Consider the following 20389-nt stretch of genomic DNA (forward strand, 5'->3'; position numbering starts at 1 on the left):
AGGATCCCCGCCGGGGATCCCGTGACCACAGCACGACGCCGCGCTCCTCGTTCGAGGGGCGCGGCGTCGTCGTTGTCAGGGCCGGGTCAGGAGAAGATCCCGGCCACGGTGTCGTAGGTCTGGTAGACGCCCAGAATGATGAACAGCACCGCGCACACCACCAGCACGGCGTTGGTGAACATGCCGTTGCGCCACTTCTTGGGGGTGCGGGACGTGTTGAGCAGCCCCAGCAGGGTGACGGCCAGGAACGGCATGAACAGGGCGCCCAGCACGCCGTAGAGCAGGATCAGGAACACCGGCTTGTCCAGCAGCAGCAGGAGCATGGGCGGGAAGGTGAGCCACAGCAGGTAGAACTTGAAGTACTTGCCGCCGGTCCTCGTGTCCGGGTGCCCACTGGGCCTGTTCCGGACGTTGCCCCAGTAGTCCGCGAACATGAGGGACACACCGGACCACACGCCCACCACGGAGGAGAACGAGGCGGCCCAGAATCCCACGAGGAACGTCACGCCGATCACGTCCCCGTAGCGCTCGCGCAGCACCTTGTCGAGGTCCAGCAGCCCCTTGTCCCCGGCACTGATCGCGTAGCCCGCCGAGTAGAGCACCTCGGCACCCACCACGAGCATGGCCAGCACGAAGATGCCGGTCATGGTGTAGGCCACCACGTTGTCGAGCTGCATGACGCGCATCCACCGGGGCTGGTGCCAGCCCTTCTCCCGCAGCCAGTAGCCGTACGCGGCCAGGGTGATGGTGCCGCCCACCCCACCGGCCAGCGCCAGCGTGTACACCACGCCGCCCTGGGGGATCACGGGGATCAGCCCGGTGATCATCTCGGGGATGTCCGGCACCGTGATGACGGCCAGGCCCACCATGACCACGAACATGATGCCCACCATGGCCGCGGTGATCTTCTCGATGACCGCGTACCGTCCGAGCCACACGATCCCGAACCCCAGCACGCCCATGATCATGGCCCACGCCCACAGCGGCAGGAACGGGAACAGGGCCGCCAGGGGCAGCGCGGACGAGGACATGGCGGTGGCTCCGTACACGAAGCCCCAGATGATGATGTACGGGCCGAAGTACCAGGAGGTCCAGCGGCCCAGGGACCGCCAGCCCTCGAAGATGGTGCGGCCACTGGCCAGGGAGTAGCGCCCCGCTCCCTCCACGAGCACGATCTTCATGATGGTGCCGGCCACGACCGCCCACAGCAGGGTGTAGCCGTACCGGGAACCGGCGGTGAGGGTGGCCACCATGTCCGCGGCACCCACGCCCGTGGCGGCGACCACCAGTCCGGGGCCGATCAGCTTCCACCGCTCGATCCGCTCGAGCGGCTCGTGGGGATCGACCGAGGCCAGGGGCTGCAGGGGGGTCTTGTCGCGCATGGGGAGACTCCGCACTTCGATATGGGGCACGTCACAGGTGGGGACCAGTCTGTCACGGCCCCGCGCTCCTCGGTGACAGTCGCGTTCCACGGCGGGCCGCCCGTGCCGCGCAGGAGGCGCCCCCGGGAACCGGCGGGCCTGAGGCACCCGGTGCCCCGGCGCCGTCGGCCCCGTGCATGTCCCTCTGTCGGTGCCGGCGGCCCTGCGCGGCCCCCCGCTCACCTGCTGGGGAACGAGAAGAACCCCGGACACCTCATTGCAGAGGCGTCCGGGGTTCGAGTGTGGAGCCTAGGAGATTCGAACTCCTGACATCTGCCTTGCAAAGGCAGCGCTCTACCAACTGAGCTAAGGCCCCGTATTCAGTTGCGGCGCTCCTCCGCCGGGAGGAACGCCGTGCCCGCGGTTCTCAGTCCACGGGATCCACTGCCGAATTCCACGCGTCCCGCTTGGCCTCGGCACCGCGCCAGGACTTCACAGCGGCCACCGTCAGTCCGGTCAGGGCAACCAGTGCCGCAATGCGTGACTTCACAGGGATCCTCCGGTCGAGCAGAACTCGCGGTGGGTGGGAATTCGATGGGTGGGCGTACCAGGAATTGAACCTGGGACCTCTTCGTTATCAGCGAAGCGCTCTAACCGTCTGAGCTATACGCCCTCAGCGTGGCCGGAACAGAGCATTCTCTGGCTGGCCACGCCAAGACTTTACCGGAGGTTGGTCCCCGCACCAAATCTGTGCGGGCCGGGGATCAGTCGTCGGTGAGGGTCACGCCGATGCCGCCGATCAACGACGCCGCGATGTTGTACAGGATCGCTCCCAGCACGGAGAGCGCAGACAGCAGGATCACGTTGACCACGGAGATCAGGGTGGAGAACAGCGCCGTGTTGCCGAGCGACAGGAACTTCTTGATGTCCGCTCCCTCCGCACTGCCACCGAGCATGGAGAGCAGCTCGTTGATGCCCTGGAAGAGACCGGTCAGATCCAGCACGAGCCACAGCACGAGGGACGCGACCACGGTGATGATCCCCAGGGCCACGGACAGCAGGAACGCCAGCTTCAGGACGGACCACGTGTCCACCTTGGAGACCACCAGGCGGGCGCGGCGCACCTTGGCCCGGGGGGCGGGTCGCACGAGCCCCTTGCCGGAAGTCTTTCCGTTCTGCTGGGGCTTGGACTTCTTGGGGGAAGAAGTCGTCGCGGGCTTGCCCGCTTTCGAGGCCGAGCTCGCGCTCATGCGTCACCTCCGTTGTCGTTGTCCTCCAACGCTACTGCATCGTTCTGGCCGTCGGAGTCAGCCTGGCCGTCCCCGGTGCCCTCCGGGACGACGTCACCGGATCCGGTGTCCCGTCCCTCACCGACGACGCCGCCCGGCCCGGTGCCGTGCGCCGCGTCCTCCTCGGCCACTTCCTTCTCGATCTCGCGCTCCGCGTTGCGGGCCACACCCACGATGGTGTCCTCGGGGCCCGGCTTGGCGAAGATCACGCCCATGGTGTCGCGGCCGCGGGCCGGCACCTCACTCACGGTGGAACGGACCACCTTCCCGCTCTCCATGACCACGAGCACCTCGTCGTTCTCGCCCACGATCAGACCACCCACGAGGCCGCCGCGGACCTCGGCGAGCTTGGCCACCTTGATGCCCAGCCCACCTCGGCCCTGCACGCGGTACTCCTGGACGGAGGTGCGCTTGGCGTAGCCGCCCTCGGTCACCACGAACACGTGGGAGTCGTCGTGGACCACGTTGGCGGAGAGCAGCTCGTCACCCGAGCGGAACTTCATGCCCGTGACACCCGAGGTGGCGCGACCCATGGGGCGCAGGGCGTCGTCGTCGGCGCGGAAGCGCAGGGACTGGCCGTGGCGCGAGATCAGCATGACGTCGTCGTCCGTGTCCACGAGCATGGCCGAGACCAGCTCGTCGTCATCGCGAAGGTTGATCGCGATCACGCCGGCGGAGCGGTTGGTGTCGTAGTCCGTGAGGCGGGACTTCTTGACCAGGCCGTTGCGGGTGGCCAGCACCAGGTACGGCGCGTCCTGGTACGAGCGCAGCTCCATGACCTTGGCGATCCGCTCCTCGGGCTGGAACTCCATGAGGTTGGCCACGTGCTGGCCCTTGGCGTCCCGCCCGGCCTCCACGAACTCGTAGGCCTTGACGCGGTAGACCCGGCCCAGGGTGGTGAAGAACAGGATCCAGTGGTGGGTGTTCGTCACGAAGAAGTGCTCCACGACGTCGTCCCCGCGCAGCTGGGCGCCCTTGATGCCGCGGCCGCCGCGGTGCTGTGCGCGGTACTCGTCCGCGCGGGTGCGCTTGACGTAGCCGTCACGGGTGATGGTGACCACCACCTGCTGCTGCGGGATGAGATCCTCCATGGAGACGTCCCCGTCGAAGCCGTACAGCACCTCGGTGCGGCGGTCGTCCCCGTAGCGCTCCACGATCTCCGCGAGCTCCTCCGAGATGATCTCGCGCTGGCGTGCCTCGGACGCGATGATCTCCTCGTACTCGGCGATCAGCCGCTGCAGCTCCGCGTGCCGGTCCTGGATCTTCTGGCGCTCCAGGGCGGCCAGGCGCCGCAGCTGCATGTTGAGGATCGCCTGGGCCTGCGCCTCGTCGATCCCGAGCAGCTCCATGAGCCCGCTGCGGGCCTCCTCCACCGTGGGGGAGCGGCGGATCAGGGCGATGACCTCGTCCAGGGCGTCCAGGGCCTTGAGCAGGCCCAGCAGGATGTGCGCCTCCTCCTGCGCCTGCTTGAGGCGGTACCTGGTGCGCCGCACGATGACTTCCATCTGGTGCGTCACCCAGTGGTGCACGAACGCGTCCAGCGACAGGGTGCGCGGCACGCCGTCCACGAGAGCGAGCATGTTCGCGGAGAAGTTCTCCTGCAGCTGCGTGTGCTTGTAGAGGTTGTTGAGCACCACCTTGGGCACGGCGTCGCGCTTGAGCACGATGACCAGGCGCTGACCGGTGCGCCCGGAGGTCTCGTCGCGCATGTCCGCGATGCCCTGGACCTTGCCGTCCTTGACCAGGTCCGCGATCTTGATGGCCAGGTTGTCCGGGTTGACCTGGTAGGGCAGCTCGGTGACCACCAGGCACGTGCGGTTGTGGATCTCCTCCACGCTGACCACGGCGCGCTGCGTGATGGAGCAGCGGCCCGTGCGGTAGGCCTGCTCGATCCCCTTGTGCCCCAGGATCTGGGCGCCGGACGGGAAGTCCGGGCCCTTGACCCGCTTGATGAGCTCCTCCAGCAGGGTCTCGCGGTCCACGTCCGGGTTCTGCAGGTACCACTGGACGCCGTCCGCGACCTCGCGCAGGTTGTGCGGCGGGATGTTCGTGGCCATGCCCACCGCGATGCCCGCGGAACCGTTGACCAGCAGGTTCGGGAACCGGGACGGCAGCACCGTGGGCTCCTGCTGCTTGCCGTCGTAGTTGTCCTGGAAGTCCACGGTGTCCTCGTGGATGTCCCGGACCATCTCCATGGCCAGCGGCGCCATCTTGGTCTCGGTGTACCGGGGTGCCGCGGCGCCGTCGTTGCCCGGGGAGCCGAAGTTGCCCTGCCCCAGCGCGAGCGGGTAGCGCATGGTCCAGTTCTGGATCAGTCGCACCAGGGCGTCGTAGATCGCGGAGTCGCCGTGGGGGTGGTAGTTGCCCATCACGTCTCCGACGACGCGAGCGCACTTGTTGAACGAGCGCTCCGGGCGGTAGCCGCCGTCGTACATGGTGTAGAGCACGCGGCGGTGCACGGGCTTGAGGCCGTCCCGCACGTCCGGCAGCGCACGGCCCACGATCACGGCCATGGCGTAGTCCAGGTAGGAGCGCTGCATCTCCGTCTGCAGGTCGATCTGCTCCACGCGGTCCGAGGTCACCTCGAGGTCGTCCACCACGACTCCCTCGACCGCCTCGGGGGTGTTCTCCGGATCCACGGGGCCGGGGCCTGCCTGCGTCTCGTCACTCATGCGTTGCTGTCCGTTTCTGCTGGTCTCTCACGGTCCACTGTTCATGCCGGCAGGGGAATATCCGGCGGTTGACATGCCTAGATGTCGAGGAACCGAATGTCCTTGGCGTTCTGCTGGATGAACTCCCGACGGGACTCCACGTCCTCGCCCATCAGCACCGAGAAGACCTGGTCCGCCGCGGCGGCGTCGTCCATGGTGACCTGCAGCAGCGTGCGGTGCTCCGGGTCCATGGTGGTCTCCCACAGCTCGGTGTAGTCCATCTCGCCCAGACCCTTGTAGCGCTGGATGCCGTTGTCCTTGGGCAGGCGGCGGTTCTCCGCGAGACCCTTGGACAGGGCGGCGTCGCGCTCCGCGTCCGAGAACACGTAGTCGTGCGGCGCGTTGGACCACTTGATGCGGTACAGCGGCGGCTGCGCGAGGTACACGTAGCCGTGCTCGATGAGCGGGCGCATGAAGCGGAACAGCAGCGTGAGCAGCAGCGTGGTGATGTGCTGGCCGTCCACGTCCGCGTCCGCCATCAGCACGATCTTGTGGTACCGGGCCTTCTCGATGTCGAAGTCGTCCCCGATGCCCGCGCCGAACGCCGTGATCATGGACTGCACCTCGGCGTTGGACAGTGCACGGTCCAGCCGGGCGCGCTCCACGTTGAGGATCTTGCCGCGCAGCGGGAGGATCGCCTGGTGCGCGGGGTCGCGGCCCTGCACCGCGGAACCACCCGCGGAGTCGCCCTCCACGATGTAGATCTCCGAGAGCGTGGGGTCCTTGGACGAGCAGTCCTTGAGCTTTCCGGGCATCCCACCGGACTCCAGCAGACCCTTGCGGCGCGTGGTCTCGCGCGCCTTCCGGGCGGCCAGGCGGGCCTGGGAGGCGTAGATGGCCTTGCGGACAATGTCCTTGGCCGGGTTCGGGTTGCGCTCCAGCCACGCCCCGAAGAGCTCGAACATCTCGCGCTGCACGAAGGTCTTGGCCTCGGAGTTGCCCAGCTTGGTCTTGGTCTGGCCCTCGAACTGCGGCTCGGAGAGCTTGATGGAGATCACCGCGGTGAGACCCTCGCGGACGTCCTCGCCCGTGAGGTTGTCGTCCTTGTCCCGCAGCAGCTTGTTCTCACGGGCGTAGCGGTTGATCAGCGTGGTCAGTGCGGTGCGGAAGCCCTCCTCGTGGGTGCCGCCCTCGTGCGTGTTGATCGTGTTGGCGTACGTGTGCACGGACTCGTTGAACGCCGTGGTCCACTGCATGGCCAGTTCCAGGGACATCTTCTTGTCCTGGTCGTCCACCTCCAGGGAGATCACGTCCTGGTGGATCAGCTCCGCCTTCTTGGAGGAGTTCAGGAACGTCACGTAGTCCAGCAGGCCGTCCTCGTAGCAGTAGACCACCTGGCGCGCGCCGGCCGCCGCGGCGTCGTCGTCCGCGCCGGCCGTGCCGCCGTCCTGTCCCTCGAGGGGGCCGGTGGCGTCCGCGGGAGTGTCCCCGGCGATCTCCTCGCCGGTCTCGTCCGTGGCGCGCTCGTCCGTGAGGGAGATCCGCAGGCCCTTGTTCAGGAACGCCATCTGTTGGAAGCGCGCACGCAGGGTCTCGAAGTCGAAGTCCACGGTCTCGAAGATCTCGGCGTCCGGGTAGAAGACCTGGGTGGTGCCCGTCTCCTCCGTGGCCTCGCCCTTGACCAGCTCACCCTGCGGGCGGCCGCCGTTGGCGAAGCTCATGCGCCACACGTGCCCCTGGCGGCGGACCTCGGTGTCCACCCGCGAGGACAGGGCGTTGACCACGGAGATGCCCACGCCGTGCAGACCACCGGAGACGGCGTACCCGCCGCCGCCGAACTTGCCGCCCGCGTGCAGGATGGTCATCACGACCTCCACGGTGGGCCTGCCCTCGGTGGGGTGCATGTCCACGGGGATGCCGCGGCCGTTGTCGGACACGCGCACGCCGCCGTCCGCCTGCAGCGTGACCTCGATGTGGTCGCAGTATCCGGCCAGGGCCTCGTCCACGGAGTTGTCGACCACCTCGTAGACCAGGTGGTGCAGACCCCGGGGCCCGGTGGAGCCGATGTACATCCCCGGGCGCTTCCTGACCGCCTCGAGACCTTCCAGGACGGTGATGTCGCTCGCGCCGTACTCGTGCTGTGGGGAGTCCTCTGTAGCCACGGGGTTTCCGGTCCTCCTGCGTAATCGTTGGCGATCGTCGCCCGGCCCACATGAGTACAGCCGATGAGACGGTTCGCGGCTCATCGGCTGGCGGGACGAAGAGATCTGTGACTTCTCATTCTAGCGGATGTTCCCGCGGATCAAGCCCTCAACGGCCGCCAGACGCCCCGGAACCCCGCCGTGATGGGTGACGTCATTTCCGGGGCCCGGAGCGGCTCGCGGGATTCTGGCGGGTTTTGGGCGGATCCGGCTACCCGTACGTGTCCCGGGGGCCTCGACCCTGCACCGCCCAGCGTCCCCGCTTCCAGCTGGGCCCCACAGGGCCGTGGATCTCCAACCTGGTGACGATGCCCTCGCCGAGCTTCTCGGCGAAGCTGCGCAGGATCTCGGACTGGATCAGCCGCAGCTGGGTGGCGTACGCCGTGGAGTCGCAGCGCACCCGCACCACCGTGTCCTCGAAGTGCTCGGGCCACGTGTGCTCCGCGTTGCGCGGACCCACCAGGGAGGCCCAGTCCGCGAGCACGCTGCTCACGTTCACGGGGGTCTTCCACCCGCGGTGGGTCATGAGCGTGTCCACCACCGAGGACAGCGGCCGGGGGTCCCGCGCCGAGCGTCCCGGGCCGGAGAATCCCCCCAGCTGCCGGGGGTCCGTCCCGTAGCGGTTCCTGCTGCGCAGCGCCGGGGAACCGGTCCCCTCCTCCATGGCGGTTCCGAACGCCCGCATGTTCTTGGCCGCGGCCGCGGTGGACAGCGGCTTGTCCCCGCGGTCCTGCGCCGCCTTCCGCGCCCGCTGCAGGGCCACGGCCGCGGCGTCCACCACGTCCCGGTGCACCGTGTCACTCATCTCCGGCGCCCTCGTGCTGGTCCGCTCCGGCGGACGACGCCGCCGCGCCGCGTTCCCGGACCACGCCCGGCTCCACGTCCAGGACCGTGTGGGAGCTCTCGAGCAGAGCCGCGGGAAGGTCCTCGTCCACGGCCGCCGTGACGAGCACCTGTTCCGCCTGCCGCACGAGCTCCGCCAGCCGACTCCGGCGGCGGGCGTCCAGCTCCGCGAACACGTCGTCCAGGATCAGCACCGGAGCGGCACCCGGGGACGGGTCGTCGGCCACGTGCACGTACCAGGACCCCAGGCGCAGCGAGAGGGCGATGGACCAGGTCTCCCCGTGGGACGCGTAGCCCTTGGCGGGTGTGTCTCCCAGGCGGATCAGCAGATCGTCCCGGTGCGGACCCACCAGGGTGATGCCGCGCTCGCGCTCCTGGCGCTCCACGCGTTCGAAGGCGTCCATCATGAGCCCGTGGAGGTCCGCCACGGTGAAGTGGGCGAGGGCGTGCTGGTCCGCGCCCGGGGCCACGGAGGAGCTCTCGTACTCGAGCCTGACGTGCTTGGGGCCCTCCGTGAGCTGCTGGTAGGCACGGTCCACCTCGGGCTCCAGGGCCTCGAGGAGCTGGAGCCTCGCGGCCATCAGAGCCGCGCCGGCCCGTGCCAGCTGGTCGTTCCACACCGCGAGCGTCGCCCGGTCCGAGTCCGAGAAGGCCCGGGAACGGCGAGTGGACTTGAGCAGGGCGTTGCGCTGCTTCAGCGCACGGTCGTAGTCCGAGCGGGCCGCGGAGAGCACGGGCCGCATGGCCGTGGCGAGGTCGTCCAGGAACCGCCGCCGGTGGGACGGATCACCCTTCACCAGGGTGAGGTCCTCGGGGGAGAACAGCACGGTGTGCAGTGTCCCGAGCGCCTCCCGGGCGCGCACGGGTGCGGCGCGGTTGATCCGCACGCGGTTGGCCCGCGCCGCATTGAGCTCGTACTCCAGCACCGTGCGCTGCCCACCGCGGTTCACCCGCAGCCGGATGATCGCACGCTCCGAGCCCGTGGCGATCAGGGGCCCGTTGCCGGAGACACGGTGGGAGGCCAGGGACGCGGCCCAGTCGACCGCCTCCACGATGTTGGTCTTGCCCACGCCGTTGGGACCGGCGAACACCGTGAGTCCCGGGGTCAGTGCGAGGTCCAGACCGGCGTAGGTCCGGTAATCCAGCAGCGAGAGGTGGTCTACGAACACACGATCACTGGTTGGGCAGACGGACCGGCATGAGCAGGTACTTGTAGTCCACGTCATCCTCGCCGTCCGGCTCTGCCTGCGCGGAGAGCACGGCGGGCTTGGGCGGAGCGGTGAACGAGAACCGCACGTAGGCCGAGTCGAACGCGTTCAGTCCCTCGGACAGGTACGTGGGGTTGAACGCCACGGTGATGTCGTCCCCGTTGAGCTGCGCGTCAAGGACCTCGGAGGCCTGGGCATCCTCACCGGTGCCGGCGTCGAGCGCCACCTGGCCCTCGCTGAAGGCCAGCCGCACCGGGGTGTTGCGCTCGGCCACGAGGGACACGCGGCGCACGGCCTCGACGAGCTCCGAGGTGCGCACCACCGCGGTGATCGGGGTGTTCTCGGGGAACAGCGAGCGGATCTTGGGGTACTCGCCGTCGATCAGCAGGCTGGTGGTGCGCCGACCGCCGGACTCGAAGCCCACGAGCTCGGTGTTCTCGGCCAGCGCCATGTTGACGTCCCCGGCAGAGCCGAGGGTCTTGGCGACGTCGTTGAGGGTCTTGGCCTTGATGAGTGCCGCGGTGGACAGCGTGGGATCGGTGGGGCGCCACGTGAGTTCGCGCATGGCCAGGCGGTACCGGTCCGTGGCCAGGAGGGTCATCTTCTCGCCCTCGATCTCCATGCGGATGCCGGTGAGGATCGGGAGGGTGTCGTCCTTGGACGCCGCGATGTTCACCTGCGCGACGGCGTGGGCGAACTCGTCACCGGCCACCACGCCCGAGAGCTCCGGGAGGCCCGGCAGCTGGGGGTAGTCGTCCACCGGCATGGCTGCGAGGTTGAACTTGGAGGACCGGCACGTGAGGGTGACCTTTCCGCCGTCGGCCTCGAGCTGAACGGGCGCGGAGGGCAGCGAGCGGCAGATGTCCGCGAGCAGGCGACCCGAGACGAGGGTGGTTCCCTCCTCCATGACGTCCGCACTGATGGTGAGGCGAGCGGAGATCTCGTAGTCGAAGCTCGCGATGGACAGGGACCCGTTCTCCGCCTTGATGAGCAGACCGGACAGCACGGGAACGGGGGGCCGCGGGGACAGCGAACGAGCAGTCCAGGTGACTGCTTCAGCCAGTACGTCGCGCTCGACCGAGAACTTCACGAAGGTGCCCCTCTGTTGGCTTTGGACAGGAGTGTCTTCCCTGCATGGTATCCGCCACGGAGGACGCCTCCCCAACGGGGTGAGGTGGTGGGGAGATCGTGTGCGCCGCCGTCGCGTCGGGGATTCGTGTAATTACAGAGATCCTCGAGGGGCGCACGGGGCGGATCGTCCGGATTTTTGTTATTCGGTGGATCTTTCTTTAAGGGTCAGAAGTGTTAATAACCCCTGTGGGTTCTGTGGATAACCGCCTGCATCCCAGCCGTCGAGCGGCTCCACGGTGTTGATGCACTGTGGATCGGCGGCCACCTGCCTGTGACCGCTCGGTGCAGAACTTCCGCGTGATTCCGGGGATTCCACAGCACTGCCCACCGATTCGCAGACGTTCTCCACCGGCCCAGGCTCGTTGTCCACAGATTTTTCCACACCGCCTCGTTCTCGCCCGTGCACAGGCCGTCCACACAGGGCCCTGGAGCTGTGGAACGCGCCTCCAGAAGCGCGGGGTGGAGCGGTCCGTGCCTGTGGACGAATCACAAGAACGGGGCCCCGGACATGGCCAGGGCCCCGTGGAGGATCTCTGCGGTGCGGGTGCTCGCCGCCGGGCTCAGCCCTCGCGCGACTGCTGCTTGATCCGGTTGGTCAGTTCCGTGACCTGGTCGAAGATCTGTCGACGCTCCGCCATGAGGGTGCGGATCTTGCGGTCGGCGTGCATCACGGTGGTGTGGTCACGCCCCCCCAGCTCCTGCCCGATCTTGGGAAGGGACATGTCCGTGAGCTCGCGCAGCAGGTACATGGCGATTTGCCGAGCCGTCACGAGGGTCCGGGTGCGGGACTTGGACTTCAGCTCGTCCAGGGTGATGTTGAAGAACGCCGCAGTCTGGCCCAGGATCGACGCCGCGGTGATCTCCTGCCCGCCGTCGTCCGTGATCAGGTCCTTGAGCACCAGCTCGGCGAGGGGAAGATCCACGGGCTGCTTGTTGAGCGACGCGAACGCGGTCACCCGGATGAGCGCGCCCTCGAGCTCGCGGATGTTCGTGGAGATGTGGGACGCGATGTACTCCATCACGTCGTCCGGGGCATCCATGCCTTCACTGATGGCCTTCTTCCGCAGGATCGCGATGCGCGTCTCAAGCTCCGGCGGCTGCACGTCGGTGATCAGACCCCACTCGAACCGGGACCGCATGCGCTCGGCGAAGCCGGTGAGCTGCTTGGGAGGCATGTCGGAGGTGATGACGATCTGCTTCTCGTGGTTGTGCAGCGCGTTGAAGGTGTGGAAGAACTCCTCCTGCGTGTGCTCCTTGCCCGCGAGGAACTGGATGTCGTCGATCAGCAGGAGGTCCACGTTGCGGTAGATGCCCTTGAAGGACGAACCCTCGTCGTCCCGGATGGAGTTGATGAAGTCGTTGGTGAACTCCTCGGAGTTCACGTACCGCACCCGCATCTTGGGATAGAGCCGCTTGGCGTAGTGGCCAATGGCGTGCAGCAGGTGGGTCTTGCCCAGGCCGGAGTCCCCGTAGATGAACAACGGGTTATATGCCTTGGCGGGGGTCTCCGCGACCGCGAACGCTGCGGCGTGGGCAAAACGGTTGGACTGGCCGATCACGAAGGAGTCGAACACGTACTTGGGGTTCAGCCGGGCGGAGCTGTCCCACTCGGAATCGGCGGGGCTGGTGTCCGAGCCGTTGCCGGTGGTGAGCACCTCCCGCGGCGCGGGGACCGGGGTCTGCTCCCTGCGGGGCGGAAGTCCTCCGAACTCCGCATCCCGACCGGGTGGGGCAACGGACGGCTCTGCGCCGGGACGGGTCGAGAACCGGCTCTCGGGATCCGCCGCCTGTTCCTGGGGGGTGAGGAACGAGCCCGGCGCGCGCTCCGCCTCGATCTCGGTCAGCGAGGGCGCGCTGGGTCCGCGCTGCTGGGTGGAGCTGGACTCGGTGTCCGCCCGGCCACCGTCCGCCGGGGCGCGGTGCGTGCGATCAGCGCCGGCGCGGCGGGTGTCAGCCGGGGGCCGGGACGGGCTCGGCTGCATCTCGAGCTCCGGGTCCACCACGAAGGCCACCAGGGTGTCGGCGCCGAAGACCCTGTGCACGGTGTCGTCCAGGATCTCGGACATGGGTCGGTGCTGGAGGAACTCGCGGGTGACCTCACTGGGAACGGCCACCAGGAGCGTGGAGCCCATCAGCCCACGGGGTTCGCACAGCGCGATGTTGCCGCGTGAGCGCCCGGTCACCCGGGGATTCTCGTTCATGAAGCGGACACACTCTGCCCACTGCTCGGACAGTGTCTGGTTGTCCTGCTGCATGAGCGACTCCTGACGTGTTGGACCGGGAACGGCCCAGTTTTCCACAGAGTTGTTCACAGCGGTGGATAAACCTCGTGGGGGGTGGCCGTGGGGTTCAGCCTAGATCAGGTGTCACGGCACTTCATAGCCCGAATCCGCGGGCAGGTGGAACTACAGACGTGTAGTTCGCGCCTGGGGATAACCTGCCGCGCCACGGCGCGGACCGGCCGTTTTCCACATGCCCTGCGGACCGTGGATGCACAGCTGTGGAAGTGCTGTCCGCCGCGCGTGCGACCCCTTCGGGAGAGCGGGGTGCGGGTCTGCGGGCCGGGTGGCCACCGGCAGGGCCGCTCCGGGTCGGGCCCTTCGTGGCGGTAACGGCGCGGTGCCCGCTGGCCGGCGGCGGGAGCTCTGGTCGGCGACGGCCTCGGACCCGGGGGCGGGCGGCGTCGAGCCCGGTATTTGACCCGGCTGGCCCCATTGACTACTGTGGATAGGTCTTGTGCGTGCAGCATCGCGATCTCTGCATGCCCGCACGCCCCCAGAAACCTACCGCGTGCGCCCCCTGCGACTTCTCGCAGTCGGCTCACCGTAGTCCAACCTCATGGAGTGACTAATGCCCAAGCGGACTTTCCAGCCGAACAACCGCCGCCGCGCTCGCAAGCACGGCTTCCGTGCTCGCATGCGCACCCGCGCCGGCCGCGCCATCATCGGTGCCCGCCGCAGCAAGGGTCGCGCCAGCCTCTCGGCCTGAGCCCCCGCGTCTCGAGGTTCGCGTCATGCTGCCCACTCGGCACCGGATGCGGACCTCGGCGCAGTTCACGACCACCGTACGTTCCGGTGCCCGCAGCGGTCGCCGGAACGTCGTCGTATCCGTGCGCATGCACACGGGTGAACCGTCCCGCGTGGGGTTCGTGGTCTCCAAGGCCGTGGGCAACGCGGTGACGCGCAACAAGGTCAAGCGCCGGCTGCGCGAGCTCAGCGCGAGCAGCGTGCGGGACCAGCCCCACGGCATGGACGTGGTGGTGCGGGCCCTGCCCCCCGCTGCGGCCGCGGACTGGGACGAACTGGGCAGCGACTACCGGGCCGCATTCACGGCCGCGGTGCGGCGGGCACGATGACGCTCACAGCTGGTCCCGGGCACCATGCCGTAACGTGCCCCGTGGACGATCGAGAAGGAGGCGCACGTGACACCACGGGTGACTCCTGAGCAGCTGCTGGCACGCGCCCCGCACGAGTTCAACACCTCGGGTGGTGTGCTCGGCGCGGTCAAGCAGGCTCCGCAGAACCTTCTGATCGCCCTGCTCAAGCTCTACAGGACCATCGTCTCCCCGCTCTACGGGGACGTGTGCCGCTACTTCCCCTCCTGCTCCGCCTACGCGCTCGAAGCCGTCACCGTGCACGGTGCTGTGCGCGGACTGGGGCTGAGTGTTATGCGGCTGCTGCGCTGCCACCCCTGGGCCGCCGGGGGGATCGACAGGATCCCGGGGGGTGGCCGGGAGTTCCCGACCCTCGCCACGACCCCCAGAATCGTTCTGCTCAACCACCCGAACCTCGTGCGTGAGTACACGCACGACTGTCAGGCCCGCCACCATGCGGCTCAAGGAGCCAACGCTCGATGAACTTCTTCGACCTGATTCTCTTGCCCTTCAAATGGATCGTGTCCGCAGTCCTGTGGGTGTTTCACGAGCTGTTCACCCTGATCGGTGCCGATCCCACGTCCGGTCTCACCTGGGTGCTGTGCATCGTGGGTCTCACCCTGGTGATGCGGACGCTGACCATCCCGCTGTTCCTCAAGCAGATCAAGTCCATGCGCGGCATGCAGGAGCTGCAGCCGGAGATGGCCAAGCTGCAGGCCAAGTACAAGGGCAAGAAGGACCAGCTCTCCCGCCAGGCCATGGCGGAGGAGCAGATGGCCCTGTACAAGAAGCACGGCTCCAACCCGTTCGCGGCGTGCCTGCCCGTGATCGTGCAGATGCCCATCTTCTTCGCCCTGTTCCAGGTGCTGCGCTCGGTCCCCCAGGCGGCCGCCAACAACGAGGCGATCCACCTCCTCACGCCGGAGATGGTCCACCAGTTCAACGAGTCCACCATCTTCGGCGCCCCGCTGTTCTCCACACTGATGCAGCCGGGTGACGGCAACCACACCGCCACGGTCATCCTGGCGATCGTGATGATCGTGGCCATGAGCGCCACCCAGTTCATCACGCAGAAGCAACTGACTGCCCGCAACATGAGCGACACTGCCAAGGCCTCGCCCATGTACCGCCAGCAGCAGATGATGCTCTACCTGTTCCCCATCATCTTCGCGGTGGGCGGCATCAACTTCCCCCTGGGCGTGCTCGTCTACTGGACCGTCTCCAACCTGTGGTCCATGGGCCAGCAGTGGTGGGTCATCCGCAACAACCCCACCAAGGGTTCCCAGGCGGAGCGCGAGCTCAACGATCGGCGCGCCGCCAAGGGTCTGCCCCCCGTGGGCATGACCAAGAAGGAGCACGAGGAGAAGGTCGAGGAGCAGCGGGTGCGTGCGGCTGCCGGCCAGCGCAACCAGCCCGTGTCCAAGAAGCGTCAGAAGCAGCAGACCAAGAAGAACAACGGCTGAGAGGTCTCCCGCCATGAACGAGACGGACAACGCCCAGGACACGGCTCTGGAGGAGACCGTGGCACCGGAGTCGCAGGTGGACACTGCCCCGCTCTCCCCGCTGGAGGAGGAGGGCGAGATCGCCGCGGACTACATCGAGGAGCTCCTCGACACCGCGGACATCGACGGTGACATCGACATCGAGGTGCGCGACGGCCGCACCTACGTCTCCGTCGTGGCCGAGGACGACGACGCCGATCTGCGGGCTCTCGTGGGCCAGGACGGTGAGATCGTGGAGGCTCTTCAGGAGCTCGCCCGCCTGTCGGTCCTCAGTGCCACGCAGCGGCGCAGCCGCCTGATTCTCGACGTGGCGGGTCACCGGGACGAACGCGCGGCCGAGCTTCGTTCCCTGGCCGACGACGCCGTGGCCAGGGTCCGCGCGGACGGCGAGAGCGTGCACCTGCCGCCCCTGTCCCCGTACGAGCGCAAGATCGTGCACGACGCCGTGGCGGAGGCCGGGCTGGTCTCCGAGTCCGAGGGCGACGGCGCTGGGCGCCACATCGTGATCTCGGCCGGCGTATGAGCGCCCAGGAGTCCAACGGACGGCCCGCGGGGCCGTCGGCCGGAGGGGCAGGCGGTTCCGGCCAGGAACCCGCTCACCGGGCCGCACCGGAGCCCCAGCCGGCTCCACCACTCGGGGACCTGGAACCTGCGGCGCGGGCCATCTTCGGCCCCCGGCTGGACCTTGCGCGGCGCTACACGGAGCACCTGGCCTCATCCGGGATCGTACGCGGTCTCATCGGGCCCCGGGAAGCCCCGCGCCTGTGGGAGCGGCACGTTCTCAACTGCGCCGTGGTGCAGGAGCTCATCCCCGCTGACTCGCGCGTGGTGGACGTGGGGTCGGGGGCGGGTCTGCCGGGTCTGTGCCTGGCCATCGCCCGCCCGGATCTGCAGATCACCCTGGTGGAACCGCTGGAACGGCGCGTGGTGTGGCTCGAGGAGGTCGTCTCCGACCTCGAGCTGGACAACGTCCGGGTGCTGCGGGCCCGCGCGGAGCAGGCCAAGCAGGATGTCGGCGCCGTGGACGTGGTCACGGCGCGCGCCGTGTCAGCTCTGGTCGGTCTCGTGGACATCACCCTCCCCCTGCTGAAGGGCCGGGGTGAGCTGCTCGCCCTCAAGGGCCGGTCGGCGGAGGACGAGCTCACGAAGGCGTCCAAGAAGTTGGGGCGCTTCGGTGTCAGGGAGTCGGAGGTTCTGACCGTGGGCGAGGACCTGCTGGCCGAACCCACCACGGTGGTGCGCCTGGTGCTCTGACCTGCCTCTGGCACCAGGGTGCGGGGACGGATGCGGATAAGCTACGAGGAGCACGCATCAGCCATGAAAGGGACCGTCGATGACCACCCCGGAGCACGACCCGCAGGCCGTGAAACGCGGACACGATTTCGGGTTGCCGCCCGATCCCGCTAATCAGTCCAAAAAGGTTGTCCCGGATCGCGGCAAGCATGTTTCACGTGAAACAGACGCTCACGCCGGTCTTGCAGCACAGGATGCGGTGGCTGATACCGCTCTGGGGAGGAAACTCGTGGAAGAGAACAAGCGTCGCGCCAAGCTCAAGAACGTCCACTTGGAGCATCCGAAGAACACTCGCTTCATCACCATCAGCAACCAGAAGGGCGGCGTGGGCAAGACCAGCACGTCCGTGAACCTGGCGGTGGCGCTGGCCCAGCAGGGTCAGCACGTGCTGGTGGTCGACAACGACCCCCAGGGCAATGCCTCCACTGCCCTCGGCATTCCCCACGGAGCGGATGCGGACTCGGTGTACGACATCCTCATCGACGAGGTGCCCGTGGCGGACGTGGTCAAGGAGTCTCGCGAGATGGAGAACCTGTGGGTACTCCCCGCCACGATCGACCTCGCGGGCGCGGAGATCGAGCTGGTGTCCGTGGTGGCTCGCGAGCAGCGTCTGCAACGAGCTCTCGCGGAGTACGCGGAGTCACGCGAGCAGAACGGTTTGCCGCGGCTGGACTACGTGTTCATCGACTGCCCCCCGAGCCTGGGTCTGCTGACCATCAACGCGTTCGTGGCGGCCACTGAGGTGTTGATCCCCATCCAGTGCGAGTACTACGCCCTGGAGGGACTGAGCCAGCTCCTCAACAACATCAAGATGATCCAGAAGCACCTCAACCCCCAGCTCACGGTATCCTCCATTCTGCTGACCATGTACGACGGCAGGACCAACCTGGCGTCGCAGGTGGCAGACGAAGTGCGTCAGCACTTCCCGGACGAGGTCATGGAGACAATGATCCCGCGATCTGTGCGGATCTCGGAAGCACCCAGTTACCAGCAGAGCGTCATCACCTATGACCCGAGCTCCACAGGCGCGCTCTCCTATCTTGAAGCGGCGGCTGAACTGGCCACGCGGGAGCCTGGCACTTCCCAGGGATGAGGCCTCACGTGAGTCGGCGCCACCGACTGGTTCACACGAGGTGGCGGCAGAGCATGCAGGACAGCTGAGACCACCGGCCGGGTCGCGGATAATCTCACTGGCGGATGCGGCCCACAACGGGATGCCCCGATGTTTCACGTGAAACATCGGGGCATCGTGCTGTTCGCAGCGGGGGGTGTCGAGCGACGCCCTGACTGATTCGGGACGCCCCAGGAGATGGCGGGGAATACTTCCGACAACGCGAGGGGCGAACCCCACCACGACTACGATGGACAGCACATCATCGGTGAAAGGACATGAACGTGGTCGAACGACGTCGGGGGCTTGGGCGAGGTCTTGGTGCCCTCATCCCCAGTGGAGAACCGGAGACTCAACGCAAAGCTGCGGGGAGACAAAACGAGGCCACCGATGAGCCCAGCAAGCCGGAAAGCGGTCGACGACGACAGCGAACCGGCTCGGTCGGCGGCGCAGAGGCATCCAAGACATCCGGGAACTCGAAGAATGCGGCCTCGACCGGCAAGGCGCCCAAAACCGGAACGGCAGGCAAGGGCGCGCCTTCATCGAAGCAAACGACGACAAGCGACAAGGCGACCTCCCATTCTTCCGGGACTGACGCGGTGAAGAAGGCCGGGTCTGGAGCCAAGAAGTCCACGAAGGCCACGGCAGTGGAGGCGCGCAGTGCTGCGGGGGCCGAAGAGAGGGACAAGAGCACGAGGACGACGGCTGGCAAGGCGTCCTCGGACGGCGCAAAGACCGTGGGGGCCAGGAAGTCCTCCAATGGTGGTGCCGGTGCCGGTGCCGGTGCCGGCGCCGCAGCCATCGGCACGGGGAGTGAGCGGAAGAACGCGGTCAGCCCCGAAGGCCCAGGCGCACATGCTGACGTCGAGCAGTCCGCCACGCCCAGTGCCCGCGCGGCGGAAACCACGCAGGGCTCCGCAAGGGATGACAGCTCAGTCCGAAAGGACCACGAACGGGATAACGATGTTTCACGTGAAACATTCAGTGCAGGCACGTCCCGGCCGGGCGGTCGTCCCAAGGACTCGACAGGTCGACCCGCTCAACGCCGTCGTGACATGGGGCAGGCACTGCGAAGCACAACAAATGTAAGCCGGCCCGTGGACATGTTCTTCCTGCCGTCCGATCCAGACTCCTTCTCCGATGCCCCTTCCAGCCCTGTGGGCACGTCGGGAGTGACGCCGGACGGTGACGGGGACACGTGGCAAGCAACGCGCCGCGAAGGGACGTCGAGTGTCCTGGAGACATCCACGCCGGCTCCCGGGCGTGAATCCTCCATGGCGCACGAGCTCACCACCTCTCCTGCGGACGACCAGGAAATGCGTGGCGATGTGGCTTCAGAGCAGGACAGTTCCACCGGGGCGAGCGATGTTTCACGTGAAACATCCGCGACCAAGGGCTCTGACCCCATGGGGTCACAGAGCATTGGAGAAGATCTCACGATGAACGGCGCGCGGACTCGAGGCGAGGACACGTCCATGCCGGCCGAGAGCTCTCCGGAGACTGCGCCCGATTCAAGCGTAGGTGTGCCCACGGATGGTGCAGGCACCACCGAAATAAACGGTGACGGCGGCGACCTGCGAGCCGTTCCGGGTGCTACCTTCGCCGAGTTGGCGGTGACGGACATCCACCCCAACCGCAAGCAGCCACGGCAGGTGTTCGACGAGGACGAGCTGGCGGAGCTCGCCTTCTCGGTGAAGGAACTTGGCGTTCTCCAGCCCATCGTCGTGCGTCCCAGTCGCGACGGTGGCCCGGAAGCTTATGAGCTGGTCATGGGTGAGCGCCGTTGGCGAGCGGTTCAGGCTGCCGGGATGAGCACAATCCCCGCGATCGTCCGGGAAACGGCCGATAACGACCTGCTCCGTGATGCACTGCTGGAGAACCTGCACCGTGCGCAGCTGAATCCCCTGGAGGAGGCGGCCGCGTATCAGCAGCTGATGGAAGAGTTCGGTGCCACTCAGGAGCAGCTGTCGGAGCGCATCGGGCGGTCCCGCCCGCAGATCTCCAACACGCTGCGACTACTGCGTCTCCCTGCGCTGGTGCAACGACGTGTGGCCGCCGGTGTACTGAGTTCCGGTCACGCTCGCGCTCTGCTGGCGCTGACGGATCCCGCAGAGATGGAACGTCTGGCTCAGCGCATTGTGGCGGAAGGTCTGTCCGTGCGCGCGACGGAGGAAGCGGTGGCGCTCTCCGATAGCCTCAAGCGCCAGTCCACCAGGCGCAAGGCGCCGAGCACCCGACACGACGACCGTCTGGGCTACATCGCTGATGCCTTCTCGGACAAGCTCGACACCAGCGTCAAGATTCAGCTGGGCGCTCGTAAGGGCAAGATGACCATCGAGTTCGCGTCGGTGGAGGACCTGAACCGCATCATCGACGTTCTGGACCCCAAGCTCGATCCGGAGAACTGAGCCTCGGAATGATCGACT

18 protein-coding genes and 2 tRNA genes are annotated in these 20389 nt (G+C 67.4%); 8 read left to right on the forward strand and 12 right to left on the reverse strand.

The annotated features are described in order from the left end of the window. Nucleotides 1-86 precede the first annotated feature (86 nt). The 11 genes from P8S73_RS07270 to dnaA form a co-directional block, all read right to left on the reverse strand. Nucleotides 87-1382 carry an Nramp family divalent metal transporter gene (locus P8S73_RS07270; RefSeq protein ID WP_019310433.1) on the reverse strand — a complete coding sequence of 432 codons (1296 nt, stop codon included), beginning with the start codon at nt 1380-1382 and terminating at the stop codon, nt 87-89. A 282-nt stretch (nt 1383-1664) separates the two neighbouring features. Further along, nucleotides 1665-1737: transfer RNA gene (locus P8S73_RS07275), tRNA-Ala, on the reverse strand. Between the two features lie 51 nt (nt 1738-1788). Continuing rightward, nucleotides 1789-1911, reverse strand: coding sequence for a hypothetical protein (locus tag P8S73_RS07280; RefSeq protein WP_019310432.1), 123 nt, complete (start codon nt 1909-1911; stop codon nt 1789-1791). 49 nt (nt 1912-1960) lie between these two features. After that, nucleotides 1961-2034, reverse strand: a tRNA-Ile gene (locus P8S73_RS07285). Nucleotides 2035-2125: 91 nt separating this feature from the next. Then, the gene (locus tag P8S73_RS07290; RefSeq protein ID WP_019310431.1) at nt 2126-2611 is read right to left on the reverse strand and encodes a DUF3566 domain-containing protein; all 486 of its coding nucleotides are present in this window, start codon (nt 2609-2611) and stop codon (nt 2126-2128) included. Continuing rightward, nucleotides 2608-5322: a DNA gyrase subunit A gene (gene gyrA / locus P8S73_RS07295; protein WP_019310430.1), complete on the reverse strand. Its 2715-nt coding sequence runs from the start codon at nt 5320-5322 to the stop codon at nt 2608-2610. Before gyrA ends, P8S73_RS07290 begins: the two co-directional genes overlap by 4 nt. A gap of 77 nt (nt 5323-5399) precedes the next feature. Further along, the gene (gene gyrB, locus P8S73_RS07300) at nt 5400-7463 is read right to left on the reverse strand and encodes a DNA topoisomerase (ATP-hydrolyzing) subunit B (RefSeq protein WP_019310429.1); all 2064 of its coding nucleotides are present in this window, start codon (nt 7461-7463) and stop codon (nt 5400-5402) included. Nucleotides 7464-7713: 250 nt separating this feature from the next. Beyond that, nucleotides 7714-8307, reverse strand: coding sequence for a DUF721 domain-containing protein (locus P8S73_RS07305; protein ID WP_019310428.1), 594 nt, complete (start codon nt 8305-8307; stop codon nt 7714-7716). Next, complete coding sequence (gene recF, locus P8S73_RS07310) at nt 8300-9514, reverse strand: DNA replication/repair protein RecF (protein WP_019310427.1); 1215 nt, start codon at nt 9512-9514, stop codon at nt 8300-8302. The genes P8S73_RS07305 and recF overlap by 8 nt, the downstream gene beginning before the upstream one ends. Before the next feature lie 4 nt (nt 9515-9518). After that, the gene (gene dnaN, locus P8S73_RS07315) at nt 9519-10643 is read right to left on the reverse strand and encodes a DNA polymerase III subunit beta (RefSeq protein WP_019310426.1); all 1125 of its coding nucleotides are present in this window, start codon (nt 10641-10643) and stop codon (nt 9519-9521) included. A 601-nt stretch (nt 10644-11244) separates the two neighbouring features. Beyond that, nucleotides 11245-12939, reverse strand: a complete 1695-nt coding sequence (gene dnaA, locus P8S73_RS07320; RefSeq protein WP_039101583.1) for a chromosomal replication initiator protein DnaA — start codon at nt 12937-12939, stop codon at nt 11245-11247. Between the two features lie 595 nt (nt 12940-13534). Between dnaA and rpmH the strand changes: the two genes are divergently transcribed. The 7 genes from rpmH to P8S73_RS07355 all read left to right on the forward strand — a co-directional run bounded on the left by rpmH (nt 13535) and on the right by P8S73_RS07355 (nt 17945). Then, nucleotides 13535-13672, forward strand: a complete 138-nt coding sequence (gene rpmH / locus P8S73_RS07325; RefSeq protein ID WP_012399425.1) for a 50S ribosomal protein L34 — start codon at nt 13535-13537, stop codon at nt 13670-13672. Nucleotides 13673-13697: 25 nt separating this feature from the next. Then, the gene (rnpA, locus tag P8S73_RS07330; RefSeq protein ID WP_039101584.1) at nt 13698-14039 is read left to right on the forward strand and encodes a ribonuclease P protein component; all 342 of its coding nucleotides are present in this window, start codon (nt 13698-13700) and stop codon (nt 14037-14039) included. Between the two features lie 66 nt (nt 14040-14105). Continuing rightward, entirely contained in the window at nt 14106-14540 is a 435-nt protein-coding gene (gene yidD / locus P8S73_RS07335) for a membrane protein insertion efficiency factor YidD (protein ID WP_224764933.1), read from the forward strand. Continuing rightward, on the forward strand, nt 14537-15520 hold the full coding sequence (yidC, locus tag P8S73_RS07340) for a membrane protein insertase YidC (protein ID WP_121566270.1): 984 nt from the start codon (nt 14537-14539) through the stop codon (nt 15518-15520). Before yidD ends, yidC begins: the two co-directional genes overlap by 4 nt. Nucleotides 15521-15533: 13 nt before the next feature. Next, nucleotides 15534-16082, forward strand: a complete 549-nt coding sequence (locus tag P8S73_RS07345; RefSeq protein ID WP_039101587.1) for a R3H domain-containing nucleic acid-binding protein — start codon at nt 15534-15536, stop codon at nt 16080-16082. Beyond that, complete coding sequence (rsmG, locus tag P8S73_RS07350) at nt 16079-16813, forward strand: 16S rRNA (guanine(527)-N(7))-methyltransferase RsmG (RefSeq protein ID WP_082019302.1); 735 nt, start codon at nt 16079-16081, stop codon at nt 16811-16813. Before P8S73_RS07345 ends, rsmG begins: the two co-directional genes overlap by 4 nt. A gap of 268 nt (nt 16814-17081) precedes the next feature. After that, a complete protein-coding gene (locus P8S73_RS07355; protein WP_396350281.1) occupies nt 17082-17945 on the forward strand; it encodes a ParA family protein in 864 nt (287 codons plus the stop codon). Nucleotides 17946-18315: 370 nt separating this feature from the next. Here P8S73_RS07355 and P8S73_RS07360 read toward each other — a convergent pair whose 3' ends face one another. Next, nucleotides 18316-18723: a hypothetical protein gene (locus P8S73_RS07360; protein ID WP_396350282.1), complete on the reverse strand. Its 408-nt coding sequence runs from the start codon at nt 18721-18723 to the stop codon at nt 18316-18318. A 337-nt stretch (nt 18724-19060) separates the two neighbouring features. Here P8S73_RS07360 and P8S73_RS07365 point away from each other — a divergent pair, with 337 nt between their 5' ends. Continuing rightward, nucleotides 19061-20371 carry a ParB/RepB/Spo0J family partition protein gene (locus P8S73_RS07365; RefSeq protein ID WP_396350283.1) on the forward strand — a complete coding sequence of 437 codons (1311 nt, stop codon included), beginning with the start codon at nt 19061-19063 and terminating at the stop codon, nt 20369-20371. Nucleotides 20372-20389: the final 18 nt, after the last annotated feature.

Source organism: Kocuria sp. ChxB (genome assembly GCF_044359605.1).
In the GTDB taxonomy this organism is placed as follows: Bacteria; Actinomycetota; Actinomycetes; order Actinomycetales; family Micrococcaceae; genus Kocuria; species Kocuria rhizophila.

Coding starts and splice junctions, on each gene's coding strand:
- P8S73_RS07270 (WP_019310433.1), bottom strand. CDS start 1,382: ATGCGCGACAAGACCCCCCTGCAGCCCCTGGCCTCGGTCGATCCCCAC.
- P8S73_RS07290 (WP_019310431.1), bottom strand. CDS start 2,611: ATGAGCGCGAGCTCGGCCTCGAAAGCGGGCAAGCCCGCGACGACTTCT.
- gyrA (WP_019310430.1), bottom strand. CDS start 5,322: ATGAGTGACGAGACGCAGGCAGGCCCCGGCCCCGTGGATCCGGAGAAC.
- P8S73_RS07305 (WP_019310428.1), bottom strand. CDS start 8,307: ATGAGTGACACGGTGCACCGGGACGTGGTGGACGCCGCGGCCGTGGCC.
- dnaA (WP_039101583.1), bottom strand. CDS start 12,939: ATGCAGCAGGACAACCAGACACTGTCCGAGCAGTGGGCAGAGTGTGTC.
- rpmH (WP_012399425.1), top strand. CDS start 13,535: ATGCCCAAGCGGACTTTCCAGCCGAACAACCGCCGCCGCGCTCGCAAG.
- rnpA (WP_039101584.1), top strand. CDS start 13,698: ATGCTGCCCACTCGGCACCGGATGCGGACCTCGGCGCAGTTCACGACC.
- yidC (WP_121566270.1), top strand. CDS start 14,537: ATGAACTTCTTCGACCTGATTCTCTTGCCCTTCAAATGGATCGTGTCC.
- P8S73_RS07345 (WP_039101587.1), top strand. CDS start 15,534: ATGAACGAGACGGACAACGCCCAGGACACGGCTCTGGAGGAGACCGTG.
- rsmG (WP_082019302.1), top strand. CDS start 16,079: ATGAGCGCCCAGGAGTCCAACGGACGGCCCGCGGGGCCGTCGGCCGGA.